The sequence below is a fragment of the Pseudomonas nunensis genome (assembly GCF_024296925.1).
Taxonomy (GTDB): domain Bacteria; phylum Pseudomonadota; class Gammaproteobacteria; order Pseudomonadales; family Pseudomonadaceae; genus Aquipseudomonas; species Aquipseudomonas nunensis.
In genome coordinates this window covers 6,649,478-6,664,657 of the sequence record NZ_CP101125.1, presented here as the reverse complement: position 1 = coordinate 6,664,657, position 15,180 = coordinate 6,649,478, and the positions used below count along the sequence as shown (strand labels likewise).

The following is a 15,180-nucleotide window of genomic DNA, read 5'->3' as shown; positions in this document are numbered from 1 at the left end:
CTCGTGCAGTTCAGCACTGCGAAAATTGACCGGAAACCAAAGGACAAGTTCCCATAAAATCCGAAAGGTCAATACGCGCAAAAAGATACTACTTCGGCGCCAACTCCCTGAGATGACGTGCGACTGCAATCCATGCACCGATATAACCCAACAGCACCGCGCCAAGCAAGAGCGACAGACCATCGGCAACTGGCACTCCGGCCAGCGCAAAATTACTGCCGTACAAGCCGGCCAAACCAACCACTGCGTCGTTCAGCCAGTTCAGGCCGAACGCCAAGACGCCCCAGGACAGAATCCCCGCACCGAAGCCATATAGCGCGCCCATATACAGAAAGGGCCTGCGTACATAGCTGTCCGTGCCGCCGACGAGTTTAATCACTTCTATCTCTGTGCGGCGGTTTTCAATATGAAGACGAATGGTATTGCCTATCACCAAAAGTAATGCAGACACCAAAAGCACGGTCAGACCGAAGACAAACCGGTCGCCCAGCTTGAGGATGGCGGCCAGACGCTCGACCCAGACTAGATCAAGTTGTGCCTGCTGTACCTTCGGCAGCTCGGAAAGTTTTTGTCGTAATGCTTCAAGCGTGGGCTTGTCGACCTCGTTCGGCGTCACCAGCACCACGCCTGGCAGCGGGTTTTCCGGCAGTTCCTTGAGCGCCTCGCCCAGACCGGACTGCTGCTGGAACTCTTCCAGCGCCTGATCACGGCCGACGTATTCAGCATCCGCGACGCCGGGCATGCCTTTGATCTGCTCGCGCAACGACTCGCCCTGTTCCGGACTGGCGTTCAATTCCAGATAAAGGGAGATCTGCGCCGCACGCTGCCAGGAACCGCCCAGTCGCTCGACGTTATTCAGCAAAAGTGACAGCCCCATGGGCAAACTCAGAGCCACCGCCATCACCATGCAGGTGAAGAAGCTGCCGATCGGCTGTTTGCCCAACCGACGCAGGCTGTCGAGCAGGCTGGCGCGATGGCTTTCGATCCAGGCGCGCACCAGCGTGGCGAAGTCAGGGCCGTCGTCATCGTCACGTTTTTTCTTTTGCGGTTGCGGGTCGGCGGCCTTCGGGGCCACACGCTCGGAAACCTTGGGGCTGCGTGTCGCACTCATACGCCGGCCTCCCCGTCGCCGATCAAGCGACCGCGTTGCAAGGTCAGCATGCGGTGGCGCATGCGGGCAATCAGGGCCAGGTCGTGACTGGCGATAAGCACGCTGGTGCCCAGACGGTTGATGTCTTCAAACACGCCCATGATCTCTGCCGCAAGGCGCGGGTCGAGGTTACCGGTCGGTTCGTCCGCCAGCAGCAAGGCCGGGCGATGCACGATGGCGCGGGCAATGCCGACGCGCTGTTGCTGACCGGTGGACAGGTCGCCGGGGTACAGATCGGTCTTGTCCGAGAGCGCCACGCGCTCCAGGGCCGAATCCACTCGCTTGGCGATCTCGGGCTTGGACAGGCCGAGGATCTGCAACGGCAGCGCGACGTTGTTGAACACCGTGCGATCGAACAGCAACTGGTGGTTCTGGAACACCACGCCGATCTGCCGTCGCAGATAAGGAATCTGTGCGTTGCTGATGGTGCCGAGGTCTTGCCCGGCCAACAGCAATTTGCCGGTGGTCGGACGTTCCATGGCCAGCAACAGCCGCAACAAGGTGCTTTTACCGGCGCCGGAATGGCCGGTGACAAACAAGAATTCACCCCGACGGACTCGAAAGCTCAGCTCATGCAAGCCGACGTGACCGTTCGGGTAGCGTTTACCGACCTGTTCGAAACGAATCATGAACGCTCCCGCTCGGCAAACAATGCCTGGACAAAGGGTTCTGCTTCAAAGGTACGCAAGTCATCGATGCCTTCACCGACGCCGATGTAGCGGATGGGCAAGCCAAACTGCTTGGCCAGGGCGAAAATCACCCCGCCCTTGGCGGTGCCGTCGAGTTTGGTCAACGCCAGGCCCGTCAACTGCACGGTCTGGTTGAACTGTTTGGCCTGGCTGATGGCGTTCTGGCCAGTACCGGCGTCGAGTACCAACAGCACCTCGTGCGGCGCGTCGACGTCGAGTTTGCTGATGACCCGGCGAACCTTTTTCAGTTCTTCCATCAGGTTGTCTTTGGTGTGCAGACGACCGGCGGTGTCGGCGATCAGCACGTCAATGCCACGGGCCTTGGCGGCTTGCACGGCATCGAAGATAACCGAAGCCGAGTCGGCGCCGGTGTGCTGGGCGATCACCGGGATCTTGTTGCGCTCACCCCAGACCTGCAATTGCTCCACCGCAGCGGCGCGGAAGGTGTCACCGGCGGCGAGCATGACTTTCTTGCCTTCCAGTTGCAGCTTCTTCGCCAGTTTGCCGATGGTGGTGGTTTTGCCGGCGCCGTTGACGCCGACCACCAGAATCACGAACGGCTTGTTCTGCGAGTGGATTTTCAGGGGTTGCTCGACGGGCTTGAGCATTGCTGCCAGCTCCGCCTGCAAGGATTTGTACAGCGCGTCGGCATCAGCCAATTCTTTGCGCGCGACTTTCTGGGTCAGCCGCTGAATGATCACCGACGTCGCCTCGACACCAACGTCGGCGGTCAGCAGACGGGTTTCGATGTCTTCAAGCAGTTCGTCATCGATGATCTTCTTGCCAAGAAACAGGCTGGCCATGCCTTCGCCGATACTGGCGCTGGTCTTGGACAGGCCTTGCTTGAGGCGGGCGAAGAAACCGGCTTTGGTTTCTTCGGTGCGCGGCGGCTCGGCTGGGGTTTCGATGATGGCGACAGGTGCAGCGACGACAGGTGCAGGTGCAGGTGCAGGTGCAGGTGCAGGTGCAGGTGCAGGTGCAGGCTCTGGCGCCTGAACAATCGGCGCAACAGGCGCAACGAATGCCGGCACCACAGGCTCTGAAATCACCGGTGCAGGCTCGGCCACGATGACCGGCTCAACCACTGGCACATGAACCGGCTCAGGCGTAAACGCAATCGGTGCTGGAATCGGTGGAGTAACGTGCGGCGCCTGTTCGTCTTCGACCAACGCCACCGGTTCTTCCGCCACCGGCAATGTCAGCCATGGCTCAGCGACTGGCGTCAGCGGCAACTCGGCCGCGACGTCGACTTGAGGCTCGGGCTCAGGCTCAGCCGGTTGCAATACCGGCTCTACGCTCGGCAGAACGATCGGCGTCGGCTCTTCTTCTATTACCGGCGCTGGAATGGGCTCAGGAGTGGGCTGTGGCTGTTCGACGACGGGTTCCTGCGGCTTTTTGCGCAGCCATCCGAACAGGCTTTTCTTCTCGCCAGCCGCAGCTGGGGTCTTCTTGTCGTCGTTGGAACCAAACATGGAGGACGGCTATCTCACGGTAGCGACGCGCCAAAGGGCGCCCCGGCAAATAAATATTCGATGCAGAACAGACTGCGATTGACCCAGCTTGTTCACGCGCAACAATTTATCGAAGTGCCAACGGCACCTCAAAGGTCGACTAATACGAAGGACTGGACCGGCATCGTCGGCGAAAACGCAGAGTCTAGCTGACAAACTCAAAGCTTCTGCCGAGAACCCATACAACCTGCGCGCCGATAAAAGGCTCACAGGCGTGGCCGCCAGTAAAACGGATCAGTATCCTAGCACCCTCTCGCCCGCTGACGCTAAGAACAAGCGGGCAGCTCAACAGGTTTAAAAACGTATGAATGCTCTAGCCCGCCGCGCTGCAGGCCTGCTGCTCAGCACAGTTTGTCTGCCCCTCTCGGCCCTGGCTGCCGATCCGCAACCCACCCACGAATTCACCCTCGACAACGGCTTGAAGGTCGTCGTGCGCGAAGACCATCGTGCGCCGGTGGTGGTTTCCCAGGTCTGGTACAAGGTTGGTTCCAGTTACGAGACCCCGGGCCAGACCGGTCTGTCGCATGCCTTGGAACACATGATGTTCAAGGGCAGCGATAAAGTCGGCCCTGGCGAAGCGTCGCTGATCCTGCGCGACCTTGGCGCCGAAGAGAACGCATTCACCAGCGACGATTTCACGGCCTATTACCAGGTTCTGGCCCGCGACCGCCTAGGCGTGGCTTTCGAGCTTGAAGCCGACCGCATGGCCAACCTGAAACTGCCGGCCGACGAGTTCAGCCGCGAGATCGAGGTTATTAAGGAAGAACGTCGCCTGCGCACCGACGACAAGCCGATGTCCAAGGCCTACGAACGTTTCAAGGCCATGGCCTACCCGGCCAGCGGCTATCACACGCCGACCATCGGCTGGATGGCTGACCTGGACCGCATGAAGGTCGAAGAATTGCGCCACTGGTACAAATCCTGGTACGTGCCGAACAACGCCACACTTGTGGTGGTAGGCGATGTGACCCCGGATGAAGTCAAAGCCCTGGCCCAGCGTTACTTCGGCCCGATTGCCAAGCGCGATGTGCCACCGGCGAAAATCCCGCTGGAACTGGCCGAACCCGGCGAACGGCAGATCACCCTGCACGTGCAAACCCAACTGCCGAGCCTGATGCTGGCCTTCAACGTGCCGAGCATCGCCACCGCCGAAGACAAGCGCTCGGTGAACGCCTTGCGCCTGATCTCCGCCCTGCTCGATGGCGGTTACAGCGGACGTATCCCGACGCAACTGGAGCGCGGCGAAGAGCTGGTGTCCGGCGGTTCGTCGAGCTACGACGCCTACACCCGTGGCGACAGCCTGTTCACCCTGTCCGCCAGCCCGAACACGCAAAAGAACAAAACCATGGCCCAGGCCGAAGCCGGTCTGTGGAAGTTGCTTGAGCAGCTGAAAACCACCGCGCCTTCGGCTGAAGAGCTGGAGCGCGTGCGGGCTCAGGTGATTGCCGGCCTGGTCTACGAGCGTGACTCGATCACCAGCCAGGCCACCGCTATCGGCCAACTGGAAACCGTCGGCCTGTCGTGGAAATTGATGGACACCGAACTGGCCGACCTGGAAAGCGTCACCCCAGAAGACATCCAGAAAGCCGCCAAGCTGTATTTCACCCGCGAACGTCTCAGCGTCGCCCATGTACTTCCACTGGAGACGACTCATGAGTGAGCGTAAAAAACCACGCCTGGCGCTGATCGGGCTGATCCTGGTGGCATTGATCGGTTCGGCGACGGTCTACCTGTTGCGCCCTGATGATTCCAAGGCCAGCGAAGCCCTCGACAAAGCCAAGTCCAGCCAGAAGCTGCAATCGCTGGCTGAGCTCGACGGCAAAGCCCCGAGCCATCGCAACATGAATGTGCAGAGCTGGACCACGGCCGAAGGCGCCAAGGTGTTGTTCGTCGAGGCGCGTGAGCTGCCGATGTTCGACATGCGCCTGATCTTCGCCGCCGGCAGCAGCCAGGACGGCAACGCACCCGGTCTCGCGCTGCTGACCAACGCCATGCTCAACGAAGGCGTGGCTGGCAAAGACGTCGGTGCCATCGCCCAAGGCTTCGAAGGCCTGGGCGCGGACTTCGGCAACGGTGCTTACAAGGACATGGCGGTCGCGTCGCTGCGCAGTTTAAGCGCCGTGGACAAACGCGAGCCGGCCTTGCAGTTGTTCTCTGAAGTCATCGGCAAGCCGACCTTTCCCGCCGACTCGTTCGCACGCATCAAGAACCAGATGCTCGCCGGTTTCGAATACCAGAAGCAGAACCCCGGCAAACTGGCGGGCCTTGAGCTTATGAAGCGCTTGTACGGCGATCATCCTTACGCCAACTCCAGCGACGGCACGGCGAAAACCGTTCCGGCGATCACTCTGGCGCAGTTGCGCGCTTTCCACGAGAAAGCTTACGCAGCCGGCAACGTGGTGATTGCACTGGTCGGTGACCTGTCCCGCGCCGAGGCCGAGGCGATTGCCGCGCAAGTCTCCAGCGCCCTGCCGAAAGGCCCGGCCCTGGCGAAAATCCCGCAACCGGTCGAGCCCCAGGCGAGCATCGGCCACATCGAGTTCCCGTCCAAGCAGACCAACCTGATGCTCGCGCAACTGGGCATCGACCGTGATGACCCGGACTACGCGGCGCTGTCCCTGGGCAACCAGATCCTTGGTGGCGGCGGTTTCGGCACTCGCTTGATGAGCGAAGTGCGCGAGAAGCGCGGCCTGGCCTACGGCGTCTACTCGGGCTTCACCCCGATGCAGGCCCGCGGTCCGTTCATGATCAACCTGCAGACCCGCGCCGAAATGAGCGAGGGCACGCTGAAACTGGTGCAGGACGTGCTCGCCGACTACCTTAAAACCGGCCCGACCCAGAAAGAACTCGACGACGCCAAGCGTGAACTCGCCGGCAGCTTCCCGCTGTCCACCGCCAGCAACGCCGATATCGTCGGCCAGCTCGGCGCCATGGGTTTCTACAACTTGCCGCTGAATTATCTTGAAGATTTCATGCAGCAGTCCCAGAGCCTGACCGTCGAGCAGGTGAAAGCCGCACTGAACAAACACCTGAGCACGGACAAAATGGTCATCGTCACCGCTGGCCCGACCGTGCCGCAAAAGCCGTTACCGGCCCCATCTGATAAACCCACCGAGCAGCCGCTCGGGGTTCCGGAGCATTAATGGCCAGTCCATCGCGTCCTAAAAAACCTGTTCACAACGTGCATAACGGCGTGAACCAACTGCGCATCATCGGCGGTGAATGGGGCAGCCGAAAGCTGAGCTTCCCCGATGCGCCGGGCCTGCGCCCGACCCCGGACCGGGTGCGTGAAACCCTGTTCAACTGGCTCGCGCCGTACATCGCCGGAGCCAAGGTGCTGGATCCGTTTGCCGGCAGCGGCGCGCTGTTCCTCGAAGCCTTGTCCCGTGGTGCCGCCATGGGCCAGGCGCTGGATGCGAGCAACATCGCGGTGTCCAGCATCAAGGAACACCTCGGCACCCTGCGCTGCACCACCGGCCAGGTACAGACTGCCGACGCTTTGCGCTACCTGGAAACCCAGACTGCGACGGCGTATGACGTGGTGTTCCTCGACCCGCCGTTCAACCAAGACCTGTTGCCGGGCGTTTGCGCCTTGCTCGAAGAGCGTCAGTGGCTGGCCGATGACGCCTGGGTCTACACCGAAAGCGAAAACGCCCCATCAGCACTGGGCTTGCCAGGTAACTGGCGCCTGCACCGGGAACAGAAATCCGGTCGGGTTTACTACGCGTTGTGGCAGCGTACGGCGAAGATCGCTGAATAATCGACTAGCCTGATAAAGGTGCGCACCGGTTGCGCACCGCTGCATCGAGAGCAATCGTGCCCCATCCGCCAGAACGCTTCACCCCGGCCTTCGGGCTCAGTAACCCGCACTTGCAAACCTTGTGGGGACCGCTATGGCGCAAAACCACGCATATCGAACGTGAACGTGAACGCCTGTGGCTCGAGGATGGCGACTTCCTCGACCTCGACTGGCACGGTCCGCACACCGCCACGGCACCGTTGGTGCTGGTGTTACACGGGCTGACCGGTTCGTCGAACTCGCCTTACGTGGCGGGCTTGCAAAAAGTCCTCGGGGATCAAGGTTGGGCCAGCGTTGCGCTGAACTGGCGCGGCTGTTCGGGCGAACCGAATCTGTTGCCGCGCAGCTACCACTCCGGTGCCAGTGAAGACCTGGCCGAAGCCATCCAGCACCTGAAAGCCAAGCGACCGCTCGCGCCGTTGTATGCGGTGGGTTACTCATTGGGCGGCAACGTGCTGCTCAAGCATTTGGGCGAAACCGGCAGCGACAGCGGCGTGCTCGGTGCAGTGGCAGTGTCGGTGCCGTTTCGCCTGGACCAGTGCGCCGATCGTATTGGGCAGGGGTTTTCCAAGGTCTATCAGGCGCATTTCATGCGCGAGATGGTGGCCTACATCAAGAACAAACAGCGTCAGTTCCAGCATGACGGGCGTGAGGATGGCCTGGCCGCGCTGGCTGCACTGGGCTCCCTGGAAAACATGCGCACCTTCTGGGATTTCGATGGACGGGTCACTGCGCCATTAAACGGCTTTACCGACGCCGAGGATTATTATCGCCGCGCCTCGAGTCGTTATTTCCTGGGGGAAATTCGCACGCCGACCCTGATCATTCAGGCGGCTGACGATCCGTTCGTATTCCCTCAGAGCTTGCCGCAGGCCGATGAATTGTCCGCTTGCACTCAATTCGAATTGCAGGCCAAAGGCGGACATGTGGGATTTGTCGACGGATCGTTCCGACAACCAAGTTACTACCTGGAACGCCGCATTCCTCAATGGCTGACCGCTGCGGGGCGCCAGTAGGACCATGGACACCGATCAGGGCGAGTCGATTCGTTTCTGGCAAACGGCACCACTGGCCGGGGTCGAACTGTTATCCGCGCGCTACATCGAACACCGCTTCGCGCCCCATGTGCATGACGGCTACGTCATCGGCATGATCATGGCCGGCGCCCAGCGTTATCGCTATCGCGGCGCCGAGCATCTGGCGGGCAGCGGCACGCTGGTGCTGATCAACCCCGATGAGCTGCACACCGGGCATAAAGGCACGGAGGACGGCTGGTTGTACCGGGCGTTTTATCCGGACAGCGGACAGATTCTGTCGTTGTTGGCCGAGCTTGAATTGCCGACCACCGATTTGCCGGCGTTCGGTGCCACGCTGTATCGCGATCCGGATCTGGTGAAGGGTTTCTGCCAGTTGCACCGCTTGTTGGAGAGCCCGTCCACGGCACTGCAACAGCAAACGGTCTGGCGAGAAATGATGCTGTCGCTGCTGCAACGGCATGCTGCGGTGCCGATTGCCGGCAAACCCGGCAAGGAACACCGGGCGGTGACCCTGGCCAAGGACCTGCTGCAATCGCAACTGGCGGCGCCGCCTTCGCTGGAAGAGCTGGCGAGTGCGGTGAACTTGTCGCCCTTCCATTTCGCCCGCGTATTCCGCCGCGCCACCGGCATGCCGCCGCACACCTGGCTGATGCAGCAACGCATCGCCCGGGCGCGGGCGTTGTTACAGGGTGGGTGTTTGCCTTTGGAAGTGGCTACGCAGTTGGGGTTTGCCGATCAGAGTCATCTGAGCCGGCAGTTCAAGCAGGTTTACGGGGTGGGGCCGGGGGCGTATCGCAGTGCTCGGCAGTTACCCGAAGATTGAGCCCGACACAGAACCTAATGTGGGAGCGGGCTTGCTCGCGAATGCGGTGTGTCAGTCAACATCTTTGCTGAATGACACACCGCATTCGCGAGCAAGCCCGCTCCCACAGGGGATCTTCTGTGTGTGGGGGTTATTCGCCGGTAGCGATGCCCCGCGCCGGCTCGTTGATCCACTCACTCCACGACCCGGCATACAACGACCCCAACGGATATCCCGCGAGGCACAACGCAAACAGGTTGTGGCACGCCGTCACGCCAGATCCGCAATACGCCACCAGTTCTGTAGGCGAACGATCACCGAGTTTCGCCGCATAGCGCTGCTTGAGCTGATCAGCCGGCAGGAAGCGCCCATCGCCGCCCAGGTTTTCCGTGAACGCCGCACACTGCGCGCCGGGGATGTGCCCGGCAATCGGATCGATCGGTTCCACTTCGCCCTTGAAGCGCGGCAAGGCGCGGGCATCAAGCAGGGTCAGTGCCGGTTGGCCGAGACGCTGCTGGAGTTGTTCGGCGCTGAGCACCACTGAAACATCCGGCGTGCCGTTGAAGGTGCCACGTACAACCGAAGGCGCATCGAGGCTCAACGGCAACCCGGCCGCGTGCCAGGCCTTGAGCCCGCCATCGAGGATGAACACGCCATCGCGTTTGCCCAGCCAGGCCAGCAACCACCACGCCCGCGCCGCGAAAGCACCGGGGCCATCGTCGTACAAAACCACTTCGCTGTCGGCGTTGATGCCCCAGGCTTGCAAGCGTTCGATCAGGTCATCGGGTTCCGGCAACGGATGACGCCCGGTAACGCCTTTGACGATAGTCCCGCTCAGATCCCGCTCCAGATCGGCAAAGCTCGACCCGGCGATATGACCTTCGGCATAACTGCGCTGACCGTAGTCCGGGTCTTCGAGGGCAAAACGACAATCCAGAATCACCAGCCCCGGCTGCTCCTTTTTCAGGTCCAACGCTTGAGGGCTGATCAGTTGCGCAATGGGCATAACGGGCTCCTGTGCTTAAGTCGGTGCTTGATCCTACTTCACATCTTCCAGGGCTTGGGCCAGCGGCACGTAAAACTCTTCGAACAGTGCATTGACCTCGGCGCGCGCCTGATCGGTGACAAACCCGGCTTCCAGCACCAACACCTGATAGACCCCGCGCTTGATCGCCTGCTCGCTCAAGTGATTGGAGTTTTCCCGCGTGGTGCACAGGAAACGCACCCATGACGTGAGGATGATCCAGGCATTGATCGTCAGGGATTCAATCTGCACGCGGTCCATGTTGAGGATGCCAGCCTCGACGAACCCGACATAGATGGCCGTGCCCTGGATCACGCAGCGCTGGGAAAAGCGCCGGTAACGAGCGGCCAGGTCCGGGTCGCTCTCGAGCAAATGTTCGAGGTCGCGATGCAGGAACCGGTAGCGCCACATCGCCGACAGCAGCTCCTTGAGGTAGTAGCGCTTGTCTTCCACCGTGGCGGCGCGCCCCTGGGGTGGGCGCAGGAAGCTGTCCACCAGGGTTTCGTACTCACTGAACAACACGGCGATGATCGCCTGCTTGTTGGGGAAGTGGTAGTACAGGTTGCCCGGGGAAATTTCCATGTGGGCAGCGATATGGTTGGTGCTAATGCTGCGCTCGCCCTGTTGATTGAACAGCTCCAGGCTGTTCTGCACGATGCGCTCGCTGGTTTTGATCCGTGGGGCCATGGCTTGAGCTTTAATTCAGAGTGCGATGACGGGCATCTTACGACCTATCCGGGAGTGGATAAAACAAAGGTGCGTCAGGAAGTCATTTGACTTTATAGAGCATAGACTCTAAAAAGTGCCTAATTATAATAAATCCGGAGCCGACCATGTCCGCCGACATTGCTTATCTGCAGAACCTACAGCAGCCGTTGGACGAGCTCCAGACTTTGTTCGAGGCGCAACGCGTCGCCTACGCCGCCAACCCGATGCCACCGGCCGCCCAGCGCCAACAATGGCTCAAGACATTGCGCGAACTGTTGAGCAATGAACGGCAGGCATTGATCGATGCAATCAGCCAGGATTTCAGCCATCGCAGCGCCGACGAAACCCTGCTCGCCGAGCTGATGCCGAGCCTGCATGGCATCCACTACGCCAGTCAGCACCTCAAGGGCTGGATGAGACCGTCGCGGCGCAAGGTCGGCATCGCTTTCCAACCGGCGTCAGCCAAAGTGGTTTATCAACCGCTGGGCGTGGTCGGCGTGATCGTGCCCTGGAATTACCCGTTGTACCTGGCCATCGGGCCGCTGGTGGGCGCGTTGTCGGCGGGTAATCGGGTGATGCTCAAACTCAGCGAATCCACACCGGCCACCGGGTTGCTGCTCAAGGAGTTGCTCACCCGGGTCTTCCCGCAAGACCTGGTCTGCGTAGTGCTCGGCGAAGCGGATATCGGCGTCGCGTTCTCGCGGCTGAAGTTTGATCACTTGTTGTTCACCGGCGCCACCAGCATCGGCAAACACGTGATGCGCGCGGCGGCGGAAAACCTGACTCCGGTGACCCTCGAACTGGGCGGCAAGTCCCCTGCCATCGTTTCCCGGGACGTGCCGCTCAAGGACGCCGCCGAGCGCATCGCTTTCGGCAAGACCCTCAACGCCGGGCAAACCTGTGTCGCCCCGGACTACGTGCTGGTGCCGGAAGAGCGTGTCGGTTCCTTTGTCGAAGCCTATCGCCAGGCAGTTCGCGGGTTTTATCCGACACTCGCCGACAACCCGGACTACACCGCGATCATCAATGACCGACAACTGGCGCGGCTCAACGGTTATCTCAGCGATGCCACCAGCAAGGGCGCGTTGCTGATTCCGTTGTTCGACCAGGGCCAGGGCCGGCGCATGGGCCATAGCCTGCTGTTGAATGTCAGTGACGACATGACGGTGATGCAGGACGAAATCTTCGGCCCGCTGTTGCCGATCGTGCCGTACAGCGATCTGGATCAGGCATTTGCCTACATCAATCAACGCCCTCGCCCACTGGCGCTGTACTACTTCGGCTACGACAAGCGCGAACAGAATCGCGTACTCCACGAAACCCATTCCGGCGGCGTGTGCCTGAACGACACGCTGCTGCATGTGGCCCAGGACGACATGCCGTTCGGCGGCATCGGCGCTTCAGGCATGGGCCATTACCATGGACACGAAGGTTTCCTGACCTTCAGCAAGGCCAAGGGTGTGCTGATCAAACAGCGCTTCAACGCGGCGAAGTTGATCTACCCGCCGTACGGCAAAGCGATCCAGAAACTGATTCAGAAGCTGTTTATCCGCTAACGCTCCTCACCGCCGGGTAATAACAATAATGAGCCCAAGCCTGTCCGATACACCCGCGCTGTCACGGCGCGGCCTGCTGAAATTCAGCCTCGGTGCCAGCGCCTTCCTGGCCACGGCCGGGTTGGGGGCGAGCCTCAGTGGTTGCTCGTCGAGTATTTCCGCTGACGGTTTTGCAATTCTGCGCAGCGGCGACCTGCTGTTTTTGCGGGCGCTGATCCCGGTGATGCTCGACGGCGCCGTGGCCACCGAGAAAATGCCGGCGGCGGTCGATGGCACCCTGAAAACCCTGGATAACGGCCTCAATCATCTCTCGCCGGAAATGCTCAAGCTGACCCGGCAGTTGTTCGATGTGCTCGGAATGGCCGTGACTCGCGGGCCGCTGACCGGGATTTGGGGCAGTTGGGAAAACGCTTCCGCCGATGAGATCCGGCATTTCCTCGATCGCTGGGAAAACAGTTCGTTGAGTTTGCTGCGCATGGGGCATAGCTCATTGCTGCAACTGGTGATGATGGCGTGGTACAGCCGGGCGGAGTCTTGGGCGCATTGCGGGTATCCGGGGCCTCCCACGGTTTGAATCCGTGGCGACCCCTTCGCGGGCAAGCCTCGCTCCTACAAAGGCTGCGCGTTCCTGTAGGAGTGAGGCTTGCCCGCGAAGGCGCCAGCCGACTCACCACAGCCCTCAAAAATAACTATAAGAGAACCCAGAGATGCCCGTACCCGATCCGTTCCGCGAAGGCCTGGCCCGTGGCTGGAAAACCTACAACGGTTCGCAATTGACTCAGGACCTGACCCTGGAAGCCGACGTAGCCATCATCGGCAGCGGCGCCGGCGGCGGGACCACGGCGGAAATCCTCAGCGCCGCCGGCTACAAGGTGTTGCTGATCGAAGAAGGCCCGCTAAAGACCAGCAGCGACTTCAAGATGCTCGAAGACCAGGCCTACGCCAGCCTCTATCAGGAAGGAATCGGCCGCATGAGCAAGGACGGCGCGATCACCATCCTGCAGGGCCGGGCAGTCGGCGGTACTACGCTAATCAACTGGACTTCAAGCTTTCGCACCCCGGACCCGACCCTGGAACACTGGGCCAAGGAACACAACGTCAAAGGTCATAGTCCCGCCGACATGGCGCCGTGGTTCGAGAAAATGGAACAACGCCTCGGCGTCGCACCGTGGATGGTTCCGCCCAACGCCAACAACGACGTGATCCGCAAGGGCTGCGAGCAACTCGGCTACAGCTGGCACGTGATCCCGCGCAATGTGCGCGGCTGCTGGAACCTCGGCTACTGCGGCATGGGCTGCCCGACCAACGCCAAGCAATCGATGATGGTGACGACCATTCCGGCGACCCTGGAAAAGGGTGGCGAGCTGCTTTATCTGGCGCGCGCCGAGAAACTGTCGATCAAGGATGGCAAGGTCACCGGCCTGGATTGCGTGGCGATGGACGAGCGTTGCGTCGCGCCTACCGGTCGCCGCATCACGGTCAAGGCACGGCATTACGTGCTGGCCGGTGGCGGGATCAATAGCCCGGCGCTGCTGTTGCGTTCCGACGCGCCCGACCCGCACAAACGCCTGGGCACCCGAACTTTCCTGCACTTGGTGAACATGTCCGCCGGGCTGTTCGACGAGGTGATCAACCCGTTCTACGGGGCGCCGCAGTCGATCTATTCCGACCATTTCCAGTGGCAGGACGGCACCACCGGCAAAATGTCCTACAAGCTCGAAGTCCCGCCGCTGCAACCGGCGCTGGCGGCGACCCTACTCGGCGGCTTCGGCCAGGAAAACTCGCAGCACATGGAAAACCTGCCGCACACCCATGCCATGCTGGCGTTGCTGCGCGACGGTTTCCACCCGGACAGCCCTGGCGGTAACGTCGAGTTGCGCGGCGATACCACGCCAGTGCTCGATTATCAGGTTTCACCTTACGCCTGGGACGGTTTGCGTCGGGCGTTCCACAGCATGGCCGAGATCCAGTTTGCCGGCGGCGCCAAAGCGGTGATGCCGATGCACGCCGACGCGCGTTACGTGAAAACCCTCGCCGAAGCCCGCACGTTGATCGACGGATTGAGCCTTGAGCTGTATCGCACACGCCTGGGCAGCGCCCATGTGATGGGCGGTTGCGCGATGGGTGAAGACCCGAAAAACGCGGTGACCGACAGCCTCGGCCGACATCATCAGATCAGCAATCTGTCGATCCACGATGGCTCGCTGTTCCCCACCAGCATTGGCGCAAACCCGCAATTATCGGTGTACGGGCTGACCGCGCAACTGGCGACAGCGTTGGTCGATCGCCTGAAAAACCCATGAAAAATCGCAATATTCCCATCGTCTATAGTGCTTTCTTACCTAACAGGCGACTTTCCCGACCGGGAAGGCTGCGATACCATCCGAGTCCCCAACGGACTCCCGCCAGGACGACGCGATGAACCGAGTGTTGTACCCAGGTACCTTCGACCCTATTACCAAGGGCCATGGCGATCTGGTCGAACGCGCCGCGCGCCTGTTCGATCACGTGATCATCGCCGTCGCTGCCAGCCCGAAGAAAAACCCGTTGTTTCCCCTGGAACAGCGTGTGGAGCTGGCCCGCGAGGTCACTAAACATCTGCCCAACGTTGAAGTCGTCGGCTTCTCGACGCTGCTCGCGCACTTCGCCAAAGAGAAGAATGCCAACGTGTTCCTGCGTGGTTTGCGCGCAGTGTCGGACTTCGAATACGAATTCCAGCTGGCCAACATGAACCGCCAGTTGGCGCCGGATGTGGAAAGCCTGTTTCTTACCCCGTCCGAGCGTTATTCGTTCATTTCCTCGACGCTGGTCCGTGAAATCGCAGCCCTGGGCGGCGATATCACCAAGTTTGTCCACCCTGCGGTGGCGGACGCCCTCACCGAACGCTTCAAGAAGTAACGACCG

14 protein-coding genes are annotated in these 15,180 nt (G+C 61.0%); 9 read left to right on the top strand and 5 right to left on the bottom strand.

Annotated features, from left to right (window positions below):
• Positions 1–88: 88 nt before the first annotated feature.
• Genes ftsX through ftsY form a run of 3 tightly spaced genes read right to left on the bottom strand, consistent with a single transcriptional unit; the run spans position 89 to position 3,311 of the window.
• Positions 89–1,111: a permease-like cell division protein FtsX gene (gene ftsX, locus NK667_RS29410; protein WP_054044437.1), complete on the bottom strand. Its 1,023-nt coding sequence runs from the start codon at positions 1,109–1,111 to the stop codon at positions 89–91.
• Positions 1,108–1,779, bottom strand: a complete 672-nt coding sequence (gene ftsE / locus NK667_RS29405) for a cell division ATP-binding protein FtsE (RefSeq protein ID WP_054044439.1) — start codon at positions 1,777–1,779, stop codon at positions 1,108–1,110. Before ftsE ends, ftsX begins: the two co-directional genes overlap by 4 nt.
• Positions 1,776–3,311, bottom strand: a complete 1,536-nt coding sequence (ftsY, locus tag NK667_RS29400; protein ID WP_054616933.1) for a signal recognition particle-docking protein FtsY — start codon at positions 3,309–3,311, stop codon at positions 1,776–1,778. The genes ftsE and ftsY overlap by 4 nt, the downstream gene beginning before the upstream one ends.
• Before the next feature lie 343 nt (positions 3,312–3,654).
• On the opposite strand from ftsY, the gene NK667_RS29395 reads away from it, so the two are divergent.
• From NK667_RS29395 to NK667_RS29375, 5 genes are read left to right on the top strand one after another with little or no spacing between them, the layout of a single operon-like run.
• Positions 3,655–5,010 (top strand): M16 family metallopeptidase, encoded by a 1,356-nt coding sequence (locus NK667_RS29395; RefSeq protein WP_054616934.1) that lies wholly within the window; start codon positions 3,655–3,657, stop codon positions 5,008–5,010.
• Positions 5,003–6,493: a M16 family metallopeptidase gene (locus NK667_RS29390; RefSeq protein ID WP_054616935.1), complete on the top strand. Its 1,491-nt coding sequence runs from the start codon at positions 5,003–5,005 to the stop codon at positions 6,491–6,493. The genes NK667_RS29395 and NK667_RS29390 overlap by 8 nt, the downstream gene beginning before the upstream one ends.
• Positions 6,493–7,110: a 16S rRNA (guanine(966)-N(2))-methyltransferase RsmD gene (rsmD, locus tag NK667_RS29385; RefSeq protein ID WP_054616936.1), complete on the top strand. Its 618-nt coding sequence runs from the start codon at positions 6,493–6,495 to the stop codon at positions 7,108–7,110. The genes NK667_RS29390 and rsmD overlap by 1 nt, the downstream gene beginning before the upstream one ends.
• A gap of 56 nt (positions 7,111–7,166) precedes the next feature.
• Positions 7,167–8,165: a hydrolase gene (locus NK667_RS29380; protein WP_054616937.1), complete on the top strand. Its 999-nt coding sequence runs from the start codon at positions 7,167–7,169 to the stop codon at positions 8,163–8,165.
• A 4-nt stretch (positions 8,166–8,169) separates the two neighbouring features.
• Entirely contained in the window at positions 8,170–9,009 is an 840-nt protein-coding gene (locus NK667_RS29375; RefSeq protein WP_054616938.1) for an AraC family transcriptional regulator, read from the top strand.
• Positions 9,010–9,139: 130 nt separating this feature from the next.
• On the opposite strand, the gene NK667_RS29370 is transcribed toward NK667_RS29375, so the two are convergent.
• A complete protein-coding gene (locus tag NK667_RS29370) occupies positions 9,140–9,994 on the bottom strand; it encodes a sulfurtransferase (RefSeq protein WP_054616939.1) in 855 nt (284 codons plus the stop codon).
• 33 nt (positions 9,995–10,027) lie between these two features.
• Complete coding sequence (locus NK667_RS29365) at positions 10,028–10,699, bottom strand: TetR/AcrR family transcriptional regulator (RefSeq protein ID WP_054044453.1); 672 nt, start codon at positions 10,697–10,699, stop codon at positions 10,028–10,030.
• A 146-nt stretch (positions 10,700–10,845) separates the two neighbouring features.
• Here NK667_RS29365 and NK667_RS29360 point away from each other — a divergent pair, with 146 nt between their 5' ends.
• The 4 genes from NK667_RS29360 to coaD all read left to right on the top strand — a co-directional run bounded on the left by NK667_RS29360 (position 10,846) and on the right by coaD (position 15,174).
• Entirely contained in the window at positions 10,846–12,276 is a 1,431-nt protein-coding gene (locus NK667_RS29360; protein ID WP_054616940.1) for a coniferyl aldehyde dehydrogenase, read from the top strand.
• A gap of 28 nt (positions 12,277–12,304) precedes the next feature.
• A complete protein-coding gene (locus tag NK667_RS29355) occupies positions 12,305–12,850 on the top strand; it encodes a hypothetical protein (protein ID WP_054616941.1) in 546 nt (181 codons plus the stop codon).
• A 133-nt stretch (positions 12,851–12,983) separates the two neighbouring features.
• Complete coding sequence (locus tag NK667_RS29350) at positions 12,984–14,579, top strand: GMC family oxidoreductase (protein WP_054616942.1); 1,596 nt, start codon at positions 12,984–12,986, stop codon at positions 14,577–14,579.
• A gap of 115 nt (positions 14,580–14,694) precedes the next feature.
• A complete protein-coding gene (gene coaD / locus NK667_RS29345; RefSeq protein WP_007945531.1) occupies positions 14,695–15,174 on the top strand; it encodes a pantetheine-phosphate adenylyltransferase in 480 nt (159 codons plus the stop codon).
• Positions 15,175–15,180 lie beyond the last annotated feature (6 nt).

What these genes read in the sequence shown, in the direction of transcription:
- NK667_RS29370 (WP_054616939.1), bottom strand. Translation starts at nt 9,994, where the DNA reads ATGCCCATTGCGCAACTGATCAGCCCTCAAGCGTTGGACCTGAAAAAG.
- NK667_RS29390 (WP_054616935.1), top strand. Translation starts at nt 5,003, where the DNA reads ATGAGTGAGCGTAAAAAACCACGCCTGGCGCTGATCGGGCTGATCCTG.
- NK667_RS29375 (WP_054616938.1), top strand. Translation starts at nt 8,170, where the DNA reads ATGGACACCGATCAGGGCGAGTCGATTCGTTTCTGGCAAACGGCACCA.
- ftsX (WP_054044437.1), bottom strand. Translation starts at nt 1,111, where the DNA reads ATGAGTGCGACACGCAGCCCCAAGGTTTCCGAGCGTGTGGCCCCGAAG.
- NK667_RS29360 (WP_054616940.1), top strand. Translation starts at nt 10,846, where the DNA reads ATGTCCGCCGACATTGCTTATCTGCAGAACCTACAGCAGCCGTTGGAC.
- ftsY (WP_054616933.1), bottom strand. Translation starts at nt 3,311, where the DNA reads ATGTTTGGTTCCAACGACGACAAGAAGACCCCAGCTGCGGCTGGCGAG.
- rsmD (WP_054616936.1), top strand. Translation starts at nt 6,493, where the DNA reads ATGGCCAGTCCATCGCGTCCTAAAAAACCTGTTCACAACGTGCATAAC.
- coaD (WP_007945531.1), top strand. Translation starts at nt 14,695, where the DNA reads ATGAACCGAGTGTTGTACCCAGGTACCTTCGACCCTATTACCAAGGGC.
- NK667_RS29350 (WP_054616942.1), top strand. Translation starts at nt 12,984, where the DNA reads ATGCCCGTACCCGATCCGTTCCGCGAAGGCCTGGCCCGTGGCTGGAAA.
- NK667_RS29355 (WP_054616941.1), top strand. Translation starts at nt 12,305, where the DNA reads ATGAGCCCAAGCCTGTCCGATACACCCGCGCTGTCACGGCGCGGCCTG.
- NK667_RS29365 (WP_054044453.1), bottom strand. Translation starts at nt 10,699, where the DNA reads ATGGCCCCACGGATCAAAACCAGCGAGCGCATCGTGCAGAACAGCCTG.
- NK667_RS29395 (WP_054616934.1), top strand. Translation starts at nt 3,655, where the DNA reads ATGAATGCTCTAGCCCGCCGCGCTGCAGGCCTGCTGCTCAGCACAGTT.
- ftsE (WP_054044439.1), bottom strand. Translation starts at nt 1,779, where the DNA reads ATGATTCGTTTCGAACAGGTCGGTAAACGCTACCCGAACGGTCACGTC.